The sequence below is a fragment of the Brotaphodocola sp. genome, from assembly GCF_050873365.1.
In the GTDB taxonomy this organism is placed as follows: domain Bacteria; phylum Bacillota; class Clostridia; order Lachnospirales; family Lachnospiraceae; genus Brotaphodocola.
On sequence record NZ_JBNMIQ010000001.1, the window covers coordinates 203309 to 219930 of the forward strand.

Sequence of the window (16622 nt, forward strand, 5' to 3'; positions counted from 1 at the left end):
TTAGAGCCAACTAATTTTAAGTATATCATAAAATAATTAGCAGGAGAATACACTGTATCAAACATCCCCGGAGGTCTCCCCCATGAGTTCCAAAACAAAAATCGTCGTTCTCCGCATGAAGGAAATTATCTACACCGCTGTATTTATCGGTTTTGGCATTTTTCTGATCCTTCTGCTTGTGATTATGTTCCGCCCCAAAAAAGATACTCCCGCCTCCGCCTCTGTCTCCCTCTACCACCCCGGTGTCTACTCAAGTGCCCTTCACCTCGGCTCCCAGGAAGTCAATGTCGAAGTCACTGTGGACGCAGTTGAGATCACCGGTGTCACCCTCGTCCCATTAAGCGACTCTGTATCTGCGATGTATCCCCTCGTTGCCCCATCCGCCAAGAACTTGAGCGAGCAGATCTGTGCGAGTCAGTCCCTCAAAAATCTAAACTACCCGCAGGAATCAAAATACACTTCCCAGGCACTGATCCGCGCAGTCGAGAAGGCGCTCGCAAAAGCCTCCGTCTCCACCAGCGAGACGCTCTTTCCGGGACTGTAAATTTTAGGACATTTTTGTAATTTTGTAAAATTCTGTGATTTGAGATCCTGTGAAATGAAAAAAGCTGATGAAAAACCATCCTTGAGGGGTCACCTCACTGTTTTTCACCAGCTTTTTTCAGGCGCAAAATCTCATTCATTTCATCTATCACTCCATCCATGCAGTTGGAGCAATCGAAATCGATCTTGCTGTATCTATCCTGTCAATTTTTTTCCAAATTTGTTTGATGCTTTGTCTCTTCTGCTTCCGCCTTCGGCGCATCCTGCTTTTCTGCATCCTGCGCATCCCCATTCCCATCTTGTGCAGACGGGAACTCTTGCATTTCTTCATTCTGATTCTGCTCTGCAAGTTCTGTCTCAGCTTTCTGCTTAGCAATCTCTTCCTCGGTTTCCTGCTCGAGCTTTTCTGCCGGTGTCGGCTGACTCTCCGGCTCCGGAATTCCCTTGCATCTGCGGAAAATCTGCATAAACTCTTTTCCGGTGATCGTCTCTTTCTCAATCAGAAATTCTGCAATCTGATCCATCACATCGCGATTCTCACGCAGAAGACGTTTTGCCTCCTCATAAGCCTCATCGAGAATCCGCATCACCTCTTTGTCGACTTCCGCTGCCGTCGCATCTCCGCAGTTCATGACAACGCGTCCATCGAGATACCGGTTCTCCTGAGAAGCAAGTCCCATCAGACCGAATTTCTCGGACATTCCATACTGCGTCACCATCGCGCGCGCAAGCTTCGTCGCCTGTTCAATATCGTTTGACGCACCGGTCGTCACAGAATCAAACACAATCTCCTCCGCAGCGCGTCCTCCAAGGTATCCGACGAGCATCGCCTGGATCTCTTTCTTGCTGTTTAAATACTTTTCTTCCTCCGGCACATGCATCACATAGCCGAGCGCTCCCATCGTGCGCGGAACGATTGTGATCTTCTGCACCGGCTCTGCATCTTTCTGGAGAGCACTGACAAGCGCGTGTCCGACTTCATGGTAAGAGACAATCCGTCTCTCCTCCTTGCTCAGAACGCGATCTTTCTTCTCCTTGCCGACGAGAACGACCTCGACCGCCTCGAACAGATCCTTCTGGCAGACCGCATTTCGTCCGTTCTTTACAGCAAGAATCGCTGCCTCGTTGATCATATTTGCAAGATCTGAACCGACTGCACCGGAAGTTGCAAGCGCAATCGCCGGAAGATCCACGGTCTCATCGAGGGAGACATTTTTCGCATGAACCTGAAGGATTTCGGTACGTCCCTTCAGATCCGGTTTGTCCACGATCACGCGACGGTCAAAACGACCCGGACGAAGAAGCGCCGGATCAAGAACTTCCGGACGGTTCGTCGCTGCAAGAACGAGAAGTCCCTTTGACGAATCCATTCCGTCCATCTCCGAGAGCATCTGGTTGAGTGTCTGCTGTTGCTCGGAATCGCTTCCGCCGTAACCGCCTCTGCTTCTTCCGATCGAGTCGATCTCATCGATAAAGATGATACACGGAGCCGTCTGCTGTGCCTGCTTGAACAGGCTTCTGACTCTCGATGCTCCGACACCGACATAGAGTTCCATAAAATCCGATCCGGAAAGGAAGTAGAACGGAACTTTTGCCTCTCCTGCCACTGCCTTTGCAAGCAGGGTTTTTCCGGTTCCGGGAGGTCCGACAAGCAAGGCTCCCTTCGGAAGTTTCGCTCCAATCTTCGTGTACTTCGCCGGATTGTGAAGGAAATCCACCAGTTCCACCAAGGACTCCTTCGCCTCATCCTCTCCTGCGACATCCGCAAACGTCACTCCGGTCTCTTTCTCCATGTACACCTTCGCCGTGCTCTTTCCGACACCGCCCATGCGCTTTGACATGAAAAACATCAGCATCGCAAACAGAGCGATCGGGAAAATCAAATTGATGATCGTCTCAATCATCGCTGTCGTATCCTGAAGCTCCCGCTTCATCTTAACTCCGTGTTCATAAAGACGATCTGTCAACTGAAGATCATTCATCGGAATCGTGTAATACTGAATCACCGGATTGTATTTCTCGGAATCCTTTTTATACTGAAGCTGAATCTGCGTGCTTCTGACCGTCACAGACTCAATCTGTCCATCATCCACATCCCGGATGAAGGCATCGTAACTGATCTCTTTCTGGCTCTTGCTCACCATATAGCTCCGCATCAGATTTGCAGAAAAGAGCGTCACCAGAACTGCAATCAGGATAAGCAAAAGCTGACCCTTTGGTAATTTTCCATTTCCCTCAGAGCCGTTGTTTGTTTTTTTGTCCATAATTCAGGCAAGTTCTCCTGTTCTTTTTTGTCTGTTTGCCTCCCTTTTTTGGCGCAACTGTTCTCATTATAATGGCTGTTTTCTTAGAAATCAAGGCGCGCACTTAAAAAAATAACTTTTTTCAAATACCTCTGGATTTCTGTGATTGAGAGATGTATAATGTACAAGTTATTTTTACGGAAGTCATTTTTATAGTATTATCCCCACATGATTATGTACTTCCCCAATCTCCTTTTGTCTCTTAAAATTTTAAATCTTAAATTTTTTGAGACTTCATTTTATTTTGAGACTTCGGAAGTACATGCACAACGAAAAAGGAGGTTTCACAGTCATGCCAGTTAAGTACGTTTTTGTCACTGGAGGCGTTGTCTCCGGTCTGGGAAAAGGAATCACCGCCGCATCCCTCGGCCGTCTTTTGAAAGCCCGCGGTTACAAGGTAACCATGCAGAAGTTTGATCCTTACATCAACATCGACCCGGGCACCATGAACCCTGTTCAGCACGGTGAAGTATTCGTCACCGATGACGGCGCAGAGACCGATCTCGATCTCGGTCACTATGAGCGTTTTATCGATGAGAGCCTGACCAAGAACTCCAATGTTACCACAGGTAAAGTATACTGGAGCGTTCTCCAGAAAGAGCGTCGCGGAGATTTCGGCGGAGGTACCGTACAGGTTATTCCCCACATCACGAATGAAATCAAGAGCCGGTTCCACCGCAACTACTCCACGAACGAGACCGAAATCGCAATCATTGAGGTCGGCGGTACTGTCGGAGATATCGAGAGCCAGCCGTTCCTTGAGGCAATCCGTCAGTTCCAGCATGAGGTTGGTCATGAGAATGCGATCCTGATCCATGTCACCCTGATTCCTTACCTCAAAGCCTCCGGCGAGTTAAAGACAAAGCCGACCCAGGCGAGCGTAAAGGATCTTCAGAGCATGGGAATCTGGCCGGATATCCTTGTCTGCCGTAGCGAGCATCCACTTGATGACTCGATTCGCAGTAAGATCGCTCTGTTCTGTAATGTTCCAAAGACCCACGTTCTTCAGAACCTCGATGTCGAAGTTCTCTATGAGGCACCGCTTGCAATGGAGAAGGAACATCTCGCTGAGGTTGCCTGCCAGTGTCTCCAGCTCGAGTGCCCGGAGCCGGATCTGACCGAGTGGCGCGCAATGATCGACGCTTGGAAGCATCCGGAGCATGAGGTGACGGTTGCCCTTGTCGGAAAGTACACCCAGCTCCATGACGCTTACATCTCGGTTGTAGAGGCTTTGAAGCACGGCGGTGTTGCAAACCATGCAGAGGTTCACATCAAATGGGTGGATTCTGAGACCGTGACAAAAGAGAATGTCGGCGAGATCCTCGGCGATGTCAGCGGAATCCTTGTTCCGGGTGGATTTGGTTCCCGCGGAATCGATGGAAAGATCTTTGCAATTCAGTACGCGCGTGAGAACAACATTCCGTTCCTCGGTCTGTGTCTCGGAATGCAGCTCTCAATCGTTGAATTTGCCCGCGATGTAGTCGGCTACACCGATGCACACAGCGCAGAGCTTGACCCGTCCACGGTTCATCCGGTTATCCACCTGATGCCTGACCAGAATGGCATTGAGGATATCGGCGGAACTTTACGTCTTGGCTCTTATCCATGTGTTCTGAACAAGGAGTCGAAGGCATACCAGCTTTACGGTGAGGAGACGATTCATGAGCGTCATCGTCATCGCTATGAGGTCAACAATGATTACCGCACCGTTCTTCAGGAGAATGGCATGATGCTCTCCGGAATTTCCCCGGACGGACGTATCGTTGAGATGATCGAGATCCCGTCTCATCCGTGGTTTATCGCAACGCAGGCACATCCGGAGCTGAAATCCCGCCCGAACCGCCCGCATCCGCTGTTCCGTGGATTTGTTGAGGCTTCTTTGAAGAAGGCTGGGGAGATCTAAAATTTAGGAGTGTACGCTCCGACAGTATTTCACTTCTAAACTTTATGCTCCGACGGCAGGTAAAGTTTGGCAAAGAGGTTACTGTACTGCGTTCTCTCTGATAGTATTTTATTCCTAAACCTTACGCTCCGACAAACGGGTAAAGTTCTGCAAACTCGCTCTCGCTCCGGGTTCGACGTAACGGTGCATAAGGTCGCAAAATACGCGACCTAAGCACCGACGTCTCACACGGGTTTGCAGAATCTTTCCCGCCCGTCGGAGCTGTTATCTGTCTGACCAAAAAAACTGTGAGAAACCAGATTGCTTTTAAACCCTGATTTTTCACAGTTTTTTATATTTTGAAATATCTTAATTTTTTAAGTCGTATTCTTTAAAGTGCTCGTCTTTTTTTCTGTTTTCTGATATGATAGTCTCTACCAATTTACACCAAATGTGCAAAAAGCCCACTCCTTCAGCTATGGAAGTTTAGGATTTAGCTTTTCATTTTCAGCAATGCAACACACGAGAAATAAAAGAATTTTAGATATACAGCTATATTTTGAAAGGAACTTTACAAATGTTAGGAAAAACTCACTTTGCAGTTGGAATGGCATCTGCTCTGGCTATTTTACAACCGCAGACTCTTCCTGTTTTGATTACTGGAACAGCGGCTGCGGCAGTTGGCGGTATGATCAGTGACATCGACTGCGGTACTTCACAAGCTCATCAGGGAGCCGATAAAATCATGACTGCCACGATTGCAGTGACTTCGATCGTCATTTTCATCGATTATCGTTTTCACCTTGGAGTTTATGAAAGTCTGATGCAAAACAGCAGTGTCTCCCGCCTGTTGACCGGTTTAATGGCATTTCTTATGATCTGTGCCTACGGTTCCAGACAACCACACCGTTCGTTTATGCACTCTTTTCCAGCAATGATTATGCTGACCGCCTGCATGGATGTCATTTATCCGGATGCGGCTCCGTACTTTGGCGTCGGTTTTCTCTCTCATCTTCTGCTGGATATATTTAATTTCCGTCAGGAAAAACTCTTCTGGCCGATGAAAAAGGGATTTTGCCTGCGCCTGTGCTCCTCTCAGGGCGCTGTAAACCGTCTTTTGTTGATTATCGGAAATGTGGCAACCATTGTTCTGGTTATCACCTCGGTTCCGATCAGACGTTTTGCATCACTGATTCTCGCCTTTTTATTTCCATAAAAACACTTTTCTAATTGTTTTGCTCTTACTTTCGATTGACTCAACCTCGCGCGACGTAAGGCAGAAAAGTGCAGGCAAACCCGTGTGAGACGTCGGTGTTTAGGTCGCGTCCTTTGCGACCTTATGCACCGCTACGTCGAACCCGGAGTGAGAACGAGTTTGCATGACTTTTTCTGCCGTCGGCGCCCGTCAAATAAAGTCTATAATATTGTATACTTCTTCTAGGTGCTGGCACCCTGTCAAATAAAATCATACAATCTATAATTCGCATAAAATCCCCCACTCAAGTGAATGCTATCCTTGCCACAAGAAAAAATAAGCAACCTAGCATTCACAAAAAGAAAGGGGATTTTCTAATGTCTAAAAATAACCAGACAAATGATTTCCAGAACAAAAAAAAGAATCCTGATCCGGATCCCTATCGATGTGAAGTAAAATCGTCTTCTCTCGACGAACTTGATTTTCAATCGTGCTCTGCGACTGACTGCACGGGACTGATCCCATTTCTCCCACAGTCAGAAGCAGAACTCGAATCTTATGCGGAACTTTATCCGTATTTTTGCGACTGTTTCACGGATTCAGATTCCTCAAATGATTAACGACTCCTGAGCAGATACAGATACTCAGATACTCGAAAAAAACGAAATCCCAATTATCCAGATTACTTTTTGACCCGATAATCTCCCTGCTTCAAAAGATAACGCATATAAGAAAATGCCTTCCGCTCACCCTGGTCGCGCAACATAATCAGAATTTTTTCCAACTCAGCTTTTGTGTCCGGATGCATATATCCGTCCAGATACGGCATTTCATGCTGATAATACTCCCACGGAGATGCGCTCGTATAATCTTTTCCCCGGTAGACCCGGCAGGCTGCGATTCGATCCATCACCATCTCGACGAGATAGTTGACCGGCATCTTGCAACCTGCCATTCCACCGGCAGTCTTGGAAAAATCAATCCAGTACTCAAAATGATGTTTATTTCTTCCCTTGTGATGAAGCCATGCGGAAGAATATCCCTTTTCGTCACGCTCCGCTGCATTTGGACTGCGGGTTCCCTGATAATAACGAACTCCCGTCAAAAATTCTGTCGGGCTGTACTTAGACAAATCATGCAACAATCCCTGTCGGAAAAGTCCCACCCGAAAACAGTTTTCCATCACCAGAATCTTGTGCTGTGTGATCGTCAGAAAATGATGCCATGCCTTATGTTCCATCGTTCTCACTCTCCTGTTTCTCTGCTTCTACTCCTATATCATCCTGTTTTTTAATAATCCCCTGCTCAAAACAGATACAAAACTTGTATAGAAAATCACAGCTAGTCTCGATCTCATTCGGCAGGGATTCTGATAGACAAAATTTTCACAGAGCACAGTTTAGCACATTCTCGTCACGGATTCCACTGTTTTTTTCTCAATTTTTCAACTTTTCCTTTACTTGAGTTCCTCACGAATCGAAGTTCCGATCGTTCCCTCCGGCATCTTCACGCCAAAGTAATCCGCGATCGTCGCGCCGATGACTGCAAATGTGTTCGTCTCCGGAAGCTCTCCACTTCCCTCAAATCCCTTGGAATAAATCACAAGCGGAACCTGCTCTCTCGTGTGATCGGTTCCCGTGTAGGTCGGATCATTTCCGTGATCTGCGGTCAGAATCAGCAGATCATCCTCGCCGAGCAGTGGCAGAAGTTCTCCGAGCTTCTTGTCAAACTTCTCGATCTCCTGTGCATAGCCAACCGGATTTCTGCGATGACCCCAGAGGGCATCGAAATCCACAAGGTTGACAAAGCAGAGTCCGTGGAAATCCTCTTTTGCAATCTCAATCGTCTGCTCCATTCCATGAACCGAACTATTTGAGTGAAGGGCTTCGGTGATTCCATGTCCGACAAAAATATCGTTGATCTTGCCTACGGAAATCACATCAAGTCCGGCTTCCTTGAGTGCATCAAGCGCAGTCTCTCCAAACGGAGGAACCGCATAGTCGTGACGGTTGCTCGTGCGCTTGAACTCGCCCTTCTTCTTGCCGACATAGGGGCGGGCAATCACTCGTCCGACCTTCCACTCATCCTTCATCGTCAGCTCTCTCGCAATCTCACAGCAACGATAGAGTTCCTGAAGTCCGAATGTCTCCTCATTTCCGCAGATCTGAAGCACAGAATCTGCCGAAGTGTAAACGATCATATGACCGGTCGCGATCTCTTCCTCTCCGAGCTCATCGAGGATTGCCGTTCCGCTCGCACTCTTATTTCCGATCACCTTGTGACCGGTGCGCTTTTCAAGCTCTGCGATCAGTTCCGGCGGAAATCCGTGATCCGTAAATGTGATAAACGGCTTTACCGTCTTTAATCCCATCATCTCCCAGTGTCCGGTCATCGTATCCTTGCCGTGGCTCGCCTCATTCATCCGGGCATAATACGCAAGTGGATGCTCTGCCTTCGGGACCTGGCGCAGTGGGTGAAGATTTGCCAGACCAAGTTTCTGAAGATTTGGAATATCCAGAGTCTCCACCGTATCCGAAATGTGACCGAGCGTATCGGTTCCGGCATCGTGATACTCTCTTGCATCTTTCGCATTTCCAATTCCAAGAGAATCCAGTACAATCACAAAAGCTCGCTTAAATGTCTTTTCTGCCATTCTGTCCATCCTCCATTCTTTCCAACCGTTCTGTTTTCTCGCAATCTATCTATTCTTATCTATTCTATTTTTTAATCAATCCAACAGGTTTTCCGGGCCGAAGCCGAGCGGAAAAAGTTCCTCCAGCAAAAATTCCTGATAGGAATCTGCTCCGTCCGGAAGAATGATGCGAAACGTACTCGGGTTGCAAAACTCCCGCATTACCTGACGGCAGACGCCACACGGAGCCGTCACGCCACTTGCCACACCGTTCTTTCCGCCGATGATACAGATCGCCTCAAATTCCCGCTCGCCCTCGCTGACTGCCTTGAAAAATGCCGTGCGCTCCGCACAGTTTGTCGGCGTGTAGCCCGCATTCTCAATGTTGCATCCAAGATAGATTTTTCCATCTTTTGTCAGAAGCGCAGCTCCCACCTGAAAATGAGAGTACGGCGCATACGCGCGTCCCATCGCCTCTGTCGCCTGCTCAATCAGCTTTTTTGTCATCTCATCCGCAGATGCCTGCGAATGCATGGTATCGGTATACATGGTATTCTTATGATTCATCTATGCCTGCTCCTCTGCTTCGAGAAGACGCACAATCCGGCTCGTTCCGAGACGGTTTGCCCCGAGTTCAAGGAACTTTTCTGCATCCTCAAGGCTTGAGATTCCACCCGCTGCCTTGATCTTTACGTTTTCTCCGACGTGTTTTGCAAACAGCTCAATATCCTCAAACGTTGCACCCGCCTTGGAAAATCCGGTCGAGGTCTTGATGAAATCTGCACCGGAAGCCGTCACAACCTCACACATGCGAATCTTCTCCTCCTCGGTCAGCAGGCAGGTTTCAATGATGACTTTCAGGATTTTTTCTCCACATGCGTTCTTGAGCGTACGAATCTCCTCTTCCACGAGATCATATCGTCCATCCTTGACCCAGCCGAGGTTGATCACCATATCGATCTCATCCGCTCCGTCCTCAAGTGCCTGACGCGTCTCAAACTCCTTGACTGCGGTCGTGTTATATCCGTTTGGGAATCCGATCACGGTACAAACCGCCATCTTCTCTCCTACATACTCCTTCGCCTGCTTGACATAGGACGGCGGAATGCACACAGACGCCGTCTCGAAACGAATCGCCTCATCGCAGAGTTTCTCAATATCCGCCCAGACAGCAGTCTGAGCAAGCTGTGTGTGATCCACATAGTGCGCAAGTTCTCTCTTCTCCATCTTGTCTCCCCTTTCTCCTTCACCTTGTTCCATGTTCTATCTAATATCACGCTTATCTCAATTGATCTTGCTCTTATTTTGCCTTCTCAAGCAGTTCCCCCAGCTCTTCAACTGTGATTGGATAATGCTTGTTGCAGAAATGGCAGTTGACCTCAATCGTCTCCCCGTCATCAATCATGCTCTGCAATTCTTTCTTTCCGACACTGATCAGTGCCTTCTCGATTCTCGACTTGGAGCAGTTGCAATGGAACTGAACCGGCATCGAATCGAGGATCTCAAGTCCAAATCCACCAAGCACTTTCTGAAGAATCTGCTCCGGCGTGTTTCCTGCATCGAGCAGAGAGGTGATCGAGGTGATCTCCTTGAGTCTCTCCTCAAGACCGGAAATGATCTCCTCGGATGCACCCGGCATCAGCTGGATGATGAATCCGCCAGCCTGACGAACTGTGTTATCCTTATTCATCAGAACTCCGAGTGCCACGCTCGACGGGGTCTGCTCAGAAGTTGCAAAATAGTAGGTCAGATCCTCTGCGATCTCACTCGTCACAAGCTGAGTCTGACCGACATACGGCTCTTTCAGACCGATATCCTTGATCACGCTGAGCACACCGATACCGACTGCACCGCCGACATCGAGCTTTCCAAACTCATTCGGAGGAAGCATAACCTGCGGATCTCCAACATAGCCCTTTACATTTCCGTGAGAATCAGCGGTCACCGTAATGCCGTGAATCAGGCCATCTCCGTTGATCTTTAAAGTCAAAAGATCCTGATCCCCCTTCATCATCGAACCCATCAGCGCACCTGCGGTCATCAGACGGCCAAGAGCAGCAGATGCCACCGGGCTTAAATTATGGGCGGAGCGCGCATACTCCACCATATCTCTCGTTGTTGCAGCAAATGCACGGATCTGACCTTCAGCCGCCGTTGCACGAATCATATAATCTCCCATCGTTTGTCCCTCTATTCCTTTCCGCGCTCACGCGCAATCACATACACTCTCTCACTTTCCTCAGTCGGCGCCTCATGCGTAAATGCATCGTAAATCGCCACGAGTTCCATTCCGCCCTCCGCAATCGCCTTCTTGACTGTCTCTAACTCATAGGCGCGCTGATAGTGCGTCTCATCATACTTTCCGTATCGTCCGTCTTCCTCTCGGATGAAAAGTGTCAGATCGTACTCGTTGACCATCTCCTCCTCATCGTAGAAATTCTCCCAGATGAAACTGCTCTCCTCGCGATTTTCCGCAATCGTCTGCTCTCCAAGCTCTTCCCGGTACTTATACACGGTGTTGAGATCAAAGATAAAGACTCCGTGCGGATCAAGGTAGTTATTCGCAAGGCGGACAACCTGAACGAGATCCTCGTACTCCATCAGGTAATTCATCGAATCGCAGATACTCACAACTGCGTGAACGGTTCCGTAAAGCTCAAATTCCCGCATATCCTGTTCCAGATAGAGGATTCCCTTCGGCGCTTCCGCCTCCTTCTGAACCGCGATCTGAAGCATTTCCTCGGACAGATCCACACCGATCATATCATAACCGTGATCTGCCAAAAGACGAGTCAGTTTTCCGGTTCCGCATCCGAGATCGAGGACAAGTCCGTCCTCCACCCCATACTCTCTCAGAAGTCCGGTCAGATACTCACACCACTCTTCATAAGGAATGTTGTCCATAAACAGATCATACACTCCCGCAAATCCTGTATATGCATCCATCGTTTTCTCTTTCACCTCTTTTGCAACAAATATATTCTCTCCATGTGGCAAAAAGAGCAGGTGCACCCCGCCGTAAACCGGATACTCCTGCTCCTCTTTCACCTCTTATGGCATTGCTGTTCACTCACTGCGCAAACGACAACGATCATGCACGGTATGTTCCCGCAACTTATGCGTTCTTACCACAGCACTTCTTGTACTTCTTACCGCTTCCGCACGGGCACGGATCGTTCGGGAAGATTTTCTTTCCCTTGCGGATTGTACCAGATGCCTTCTGCTTCTTGTAAAGCTCCTTACGGGTCTCCTCGCTCAGGATGGAATCCCACTGCGGAAGCTCATACAGCCAGGAAGCCTTTGCCTCTACCATGTTGTAGTACAGCTTCTCCGGATCAATCTCAATCTTAACCTCGGTATCCTCGTCCATCGTGTCGATCGGGTTCTCGTAGCCCTTTAAGCTCTCGTTGATTCCATCGAGGAATCCGGTCATGATCAGAACCTCGGTGTTGTACTTCTCAGCCAGTCCCTTAACGGTTCCGGTAACAACCTCAGTCGGGTTGGAAAGGATCTGCTCGTAGATGCCCTTCTCGATTGTGAAGTAACCGTTCCACAGGTTTTCCTTCTCTTTATCACTCAAACCATTGCCGTAAGCAAGGTTTCTCCATGTCTCTAATAATGCCATGATTTTGTTTCCTTCCTTCGTTTTTTTACATTTTCTTACATCATTTCGATGTTATTGATTTCCTGTATATACCAAAACGTGTTTCCCTAAAAATCTGTTTCGCAATACTTTCTGTCACAAACACATTTCGGGCACAGAGATCCCTCTGTACAGATTCTTACATAGTATATAACAAGTACGAAAATTTTGCAAATCTTTTCTTATATCGTAAGATTTTTGCCCTCAAATTTGTTCTTGTCCACATGCAGTACTGTACGATTCTCTTCGTTTTACTTTTTACTTTCTGTACAGATACTCCGGCAGACCATCCTTCATCGGGCGCACCGGCTCTCCCTGAATCAGAGGACGCGCATAGGTGATAAACTCCTCGGAGACGTCATTTCCGTTTACAATCCACTCTGCCGGCACCGGCTTCTCCTGATTGCAGATCTTATTGACATCCTCGATTGCGCACTCCATCTGGTACGGGTCATCGCCGATTCTCTTGAATGCAACCATCACACCGGTCTCTCCGGCAAGTGCCACCTTCACGCCTTCACTTCCGGCAAGTGCTGCCTCCTCAATATCCGTCAGCGACGACTCGATTCCGCTACATCTCTGGCTGACATTCAGCTCCACGGAGCGCACCTTGATTCCGAGCTGACGGCGCACGAAGCTCTCTAACACCTTTCCACATCCGGTCAGCATCTTGTGACCGAAATTGTCGACCATCGCCTCATCTCCGTACTCGCAGATAAAGGTTCCGGACGCATCGGAGATTCCCTCAGACACACAGACAATCACGCTGTTTCTCTTCTCAAGTGCATTCTCAAGATCCTTCGCAAAATCTGCAAGCTCAAAATTCGACTCCGGCAGATAAATCAGCATCGGGTTGTCTCCCGGGAACTTTCTTGCAAGCGCACTTGCGGCGGTCAACCAGCCTGCATGACGACCCATGAGTTCCACGATCGTCACTGCCTTCTGCTGGTAGACAGAGGCATCGAGCACGATCTCTCTGACTGTGGAAGCCACATACTTTGCCGCACTTCCGTAACCCGGCGTATGGTCGGTCAGGATCAGATCGTTGTCGATCGTCTTCGGGATTCCGATGAAACGGATGTCGCTTCCATTCTCCTGTGCACAGCGGGACAGCTTGCTCACCGTATCCATCGAATCGTTTCCTCCGATGTAGAAGAAATATCCGATATTCAGGTCATTGAGCTTTTCAAAAATCGTCTGATAAAAAACTGCGGACAGATCTTCCGGCAGTTTGTAACGGCAGGAACCAAGATAAGCCGCCGGAGTCAGCTTCAGAAGCTCCAACTCTCCCTCCGAGAGTTCCTCTCCGAGATCCATGTACTTATCCTGCAAAAATCCCTCGATTCCATTGATCATTCCATAGACATGACCAACTTCCTCTGATTTCAGTGCCTCACGGATGACTCCGTAAAGACTTGCATTAATCACTGCGGTAGGACCGCCAGACTGTCCGACAATCACGTTTTTCATCTTGTAATTTTCCTTCCTGTGTTTCTCCTGTTTTATTGTTTTCTTGACTGGTGAAACAATAACCCTGATTTCTTTCAAGAAAATTATAAGGGTTTCCGCAAGCAACGTCAACCTGTGTTTCTTTTCTAACAAATCGTTACCTTTCATGCGTCGCACAAACTGTAACTGATTTTGCCGATGCTTCGCATTCTAAATTTTTCTCTCTATTTTTTCATTTTCCTGTATAAACCGGCTGATCCGGGAAATACTGTCATTAGTACCAAAGAAAAATGAAAAATACTTATCCTCCCCTTTTTGATCCCCTGCCCGTTTTCCTAAGAGAAGGCGGGCGGGGGATTTTTTTGCGAAGACCTTATTTTATCGGGGAAGTATCCCGTTCTAAAAGTTCCCATTCTTCCATAAGGCAACAAAAAAATCTATGCTGACACAAATTTGATACAAAACAGGACTTATCAAAAAATGCTCTGCGAAAATGTGCTAAGACAGATTCTCCTTTATGCGCGCTTCTCTCTGTCCTTTCGGATCAGCTCGCGCAGAGCTTCCACGGCAACGCGGACAGCAAGATCAGTGTCATAGACCTGTGGATCTTCAAGCCCCATCGCACGGCGCGTCTGGTTCGCAATCACAAGCATCACCGATCCGACGCGGACACGGCGCACTCCACCCACGATGAAGAGGGCTGCCGACTCCATCTCCGACGCGAGTGCCCCACACTGAATCCACGCATTCCACTTGTTTTCCAGCTCATAGGATACCGGCATCGTCTCCGGCGAATGCTGTCCATAGAAGTTGTCCTTGCACTGCACGACACCGACATGGCTCTTTGCATGCATCTTGTCCGCCGCTGCCTTGAGTGCCTCCACGACATCGTAGTGGGCGACTGCCGGATACTCGATCGGCGCGTACTCCCTGCTCGTCCCCTCCATGCGGATCGCTCCGGTCGCAATCACGAGATCTCCCCCACAGACCTCCGGTTGCATGCCTCCGGAAGTTCCGACGCGGATAAACGTATCTGCCCCGCAGTGAATCAGTTCTTCCATCGCGATCGACGCAGATGGTCCACCGATTCCGGTCGAGCAGACAGAGACCTTCTCCCCGTCAAGTTCCCCGGTGTAGGTCACAAATTCGCGGTTCTGTGCAACCTTCTCCGCGTGATCAAAATACTTTGCGATCTTCTCGCACCGTCCCGGATCTCCCGGCAGAATCACATATTTTCCCACAATCTCCGGTGTCGTCTGAATGTGGAATTCTTTTCCTTTTGCATAGATAAGTGACATAATAAACGCCCCTTTCCATAATAAAATTTTCTGATTTTATAATGTATTCCCCGCACAAACACAGTCTTTTTGCGTTTAAGGGGTATCTTTTATTATACCTGATTTTGCTGATTTTCGGAAGTCACAAAAAGAGTATACAGCTCTGTAAACCTCAACTTGAATCGGATACAGTTTTCGATCATATAAAAAAGCAAAAACCTTCCGGGGATAGTCACAATAACCCGAAAGGTTCTCATTTCATCCCAGAAGGTTTTCACTTTTTCTTAGACTTGCTCAAACATATTTTTTTGCGTATGTTTAAACACTAAAGTTGATTGGTTGGTTGATTATCACACTTTATCACACATCTTTTGGCAGAAAGATTGGATTTCTTATTTGATTGGATTTAATTCCTTCTCACTCTTTGCAACAACAACTGCTGCCGCTGCATCCCCCACAATGTTCGGAATAACTCTCGCCATATTCAGAATTCTGTCGATTCCGGCGAGAAGACCGATCGTCTCAAGCGGAAGATTGACTGCATTCAGGACAATTGTCAGCATCACAAGACCAGAACCCGGAATTCCGGCGGTTCCAACAGATGCCAGAACTGCGGTCAGCATTACCATAATCTGCTGGGTCACAGTCAAATGAATTCCAAATACCTGAGAAGCAAAGATAACAGCAACTGCCTCATAAATTGCTGTACCATTCATATTCATGACAGCACCGAACGGGATTACAAAGTCTGCAATCTTATCGCTGACTCCAAGTTTCTTCGTGCACTTTAAGTTCAGCGGAATCGTTGCTACGCTGGAACAAGTCGCAAATACAAAGAGAATGGCTTCCTTCATGACAGAGAAGAACTTGATCGGACTGATTTTTCCATACAATCCAACCATAAGACCACCCTGAACAAAGATCGTAAATAATGCACAGGTCAGATAGCAGGCACCGATTGTTTTCATGTACGGAACCAAAATATCCATTCCGTATCTGCCGACGATATCTGCCATAAGTCCAAAAACGCCATACGGAGTAAATTCCAGAACAATGTTTGTGATCTCTTTCCACGCCTCCGTCCATGCGCGGAAGAAGTCAAGGACAGGTGCTCCCTTATCTCCCAGCTTAATAAGAGAAAAGCCGAGGAGCAGAGCAAAGAAAATAATCTGAAGCAAGTTCTGCGTACTTAAAGAATTAAATGGGTTTGTCGGAATGATATTCATCAGGGTATCTACAATGCTCGGAACCTCCGTTGCATCGTAAGCCTGAGTCGTCTCCATCACAAACCCCGCGCCGATCTGCATTACATTACAGAGTACAAGACCAATTGCAACGGCGATTGCTGTACCGCCAAGAAATATTGCGAGTGTCTTTCCACCGATCTTTCCAAGTGTGCGGAAATCTTTTACATCCGCTGCGGAACAGATCAGAAGTCCCAGCACCAGCGGTGCTACTACCATCGTCAAAAGGCGAGTCAGGATTGTTCCAAGAAATGCAAGAGTTCCTGCCTTCTCACCGAGAACCACTCCCGCTCCAATTCCAAGAACAAATCCAATCATAATTCGCGTGAACAGCCCAAGACTGTTCCATTTTTTTATCAGCTTCATTGTTGATTTCTCCCCCTATATGCGCTTGCATTTCAAGTCGACGCTCGCGGAGACTTGGCGCGTGATTTTGGTCAGCTCTGCTGACATC

The 16622-nt window shown here is 48.0% G+C and carries 14 protein-coding genes; 3 read left to right on the forward strand and 11 right to left on the reverse strand.

Going from position 1 to position 16622, the window contains the following annotated elements; translation table 11 throughout:
- Positions 1-82: 82 nt before the first annotated feature.
- Positions 83-544 (forward strand): hypothetical protein, encoded by a 462-nt coding sequence (locus ACR0QT_RS00965; protein ID WP_432629038.1) that lies wholly within the window; start codon positions 83-85, stop codon positions 542-544.
- A gap of 202 nt (positions 545-746) precedes the next feature.
- Here ACR0QT_RS00965 and ftsH read toward each other — a convergent pair whose 3' ends face one another.
- On the reverse strand, positions 747-2807 hold the full coding sequence (ftsH, locus tag ACR0QT_RS00970; protein WP_432629039.1) for an ATP-dependent zinc metalloprotease FtsH: 2061 nt from the start codon (positions 2805-2807) through the stop codon (positions 747-749).
- 331 nt (positions 2808-3138) lie between these two features.
- Between ftsH and ACR0QT_RS00975 the strand changes: the two genes are divergently transcribed.
- The gene (locus tag ACR0QT_RS00975) at positions 3139-4749 is read left to right on the forward strand and encodes a CTP synthase (protein WP_432629040.1); all 1611 of its coding nucleotides are present in this window, start codon (positions 3139-3141) and stop codon (positions 4747-4749) included.
- Between the two features lie 556 nt (positions 4750-5305).
- Positions 5306-5944, forward strand: a complete 639-nt coding sequence (locus tag ACR0QT_RS00980; RefSeq protein WP_432629041.1) for a metal-dependent hydrolase — start codon at positions 5306-5308, stop codon at positions 5942-5944.
- A gap of 661 nt (positions 5945-6605) precedes the next feature.
- On the opposite strand, the gene ACR0QT_RS00985 is transcribed toward ACR0QT_RS00980, so the two are convergent.
- The 10 genes from ACR0QT_RS00985 to ACR0QT_RS01030 all read right to left on the reverse strand — a co-directional run bounded on the left by ACR0QT_RS00985 (position 6606) and on the right by ACR0QT_RS01030 (position 16534).
- Positions 6606-7163, reverse strand: coding sequence for a DUF5662 family protein (locus ACR0QT_RS00985; RefSeq protein WP_432629042.1), 558 nt, complete (start codon positions 7161-7163; stop codon positions 6606-6608).
- Between the two features lie 216 nt (positions 7164-7379).
- Positions 7380-8576, reverse strand: a complete 1197-nt coding sequence (locus ACR0QT_RS00990; protein WP_432629043.1) for a phosphopentomutase — start codon at positions 8574-8576, stop codon at positions 7380-7382.
- Positions 8577-8651: 75 nt separating this feature from the next.
- Positions 8652-9104 carry a cytidine deaminase gene (locus tag ACR0QT_RS00995; protein ID WP_432629099.1) on the reverse strand — a complete coding sequence of 151 codons (453 nt, stop codon included), beginning with the start codon at positions 9102-9104 and terminating at the stop codon, positions 8652-8654.
- An 18-nt stretch (positions 9105-9122) separates the two neighbouring features.
- Positions 9123-9782 carry a deoxyribose-phosphate aldolase gene (gene deoC, locus ACR0QT_RS01000; protein WP_432629044.1) on the reverse strand — a complete coding sequence of 220 codons (660 nt, stop codon included), beginning with the start codon at positions 9780-9782 and terminating at the stop codon, positions 9123-9125.
- A 73-nt stretch (positions 9783-9855) separates the two neighbouring features.
- On the reverse strand, positions 9856-10734 hold the full coding sequence (gene hslO / locus ACR0QT_RS01005) for an Hsp33 family molecular chaperone HslO (RefSeq protein ID WP_432629045.1): 879 nt from the start codon (positions 10732-10734) through the stop codon (positions 9856-9858).
- 11 nt (positions 10735-10745) lie between these two features.
- Complete coding sequence (locus ACR0QT_RS01010; RefSeq protein ID WP_432629046.1) at positions 10746-11501, reverse strand: class I SAM-dependent DNA methyltransferase; 756 nt, start codon at positions 11499-11501, stop codon at positions 10746-10748.
- Between the two features lie 169 nt (positions 11502-11670).
- Positions 11671-12180: an SEC-C metal-binding domain-containing protein gene (locus tag ACR0QT_RS01015; protein WP_432629047.1), complete on the reverse strand. Its 510-nt coding sequence runs from the start codon at positions 12178-12180 to the stop codon at positions 11671-11673.
- Positions 12181-12456: 276 nt separating this feature from the next.
- Positions 12457-13668 (reverse strand): 6-phosphofructokinase, encoded by a 1212-nt coding sequence (locus ACR0QT_RS01020; protein WP_432629048.1) that lies wholly within the window; start codon positions 13666-13668, stop codon positions 12457-12459.
- A 494-nt stretch (positions 13669-14162) separates the two neighbouring features.
- Positions 14163-14945, reverse strand: coding sequence for a uridine phosphorylase (gene udp / locus ACR0QT_RS01025; protein ID WP_432629049.1), 783 nt, complete (start codon positions 14943-14945; stop codon positions 14163-14165).
- Positions 14946-15316: 371 nt separating this feature from the next.
- Positions 15317-16534 (reverse strand): dicarboxylate/amino acid:cation symporter, encoded by a 1218-nt coding sequence (locus tag ACR0QT_RS01030; RefSeq protein WP_432629050.1) that lies wholly within the window; start codon positions 16532-16534, stop codon positions 15317-15319.
- Positions 16535-16622: the final 88 nt, after the last annotated feature.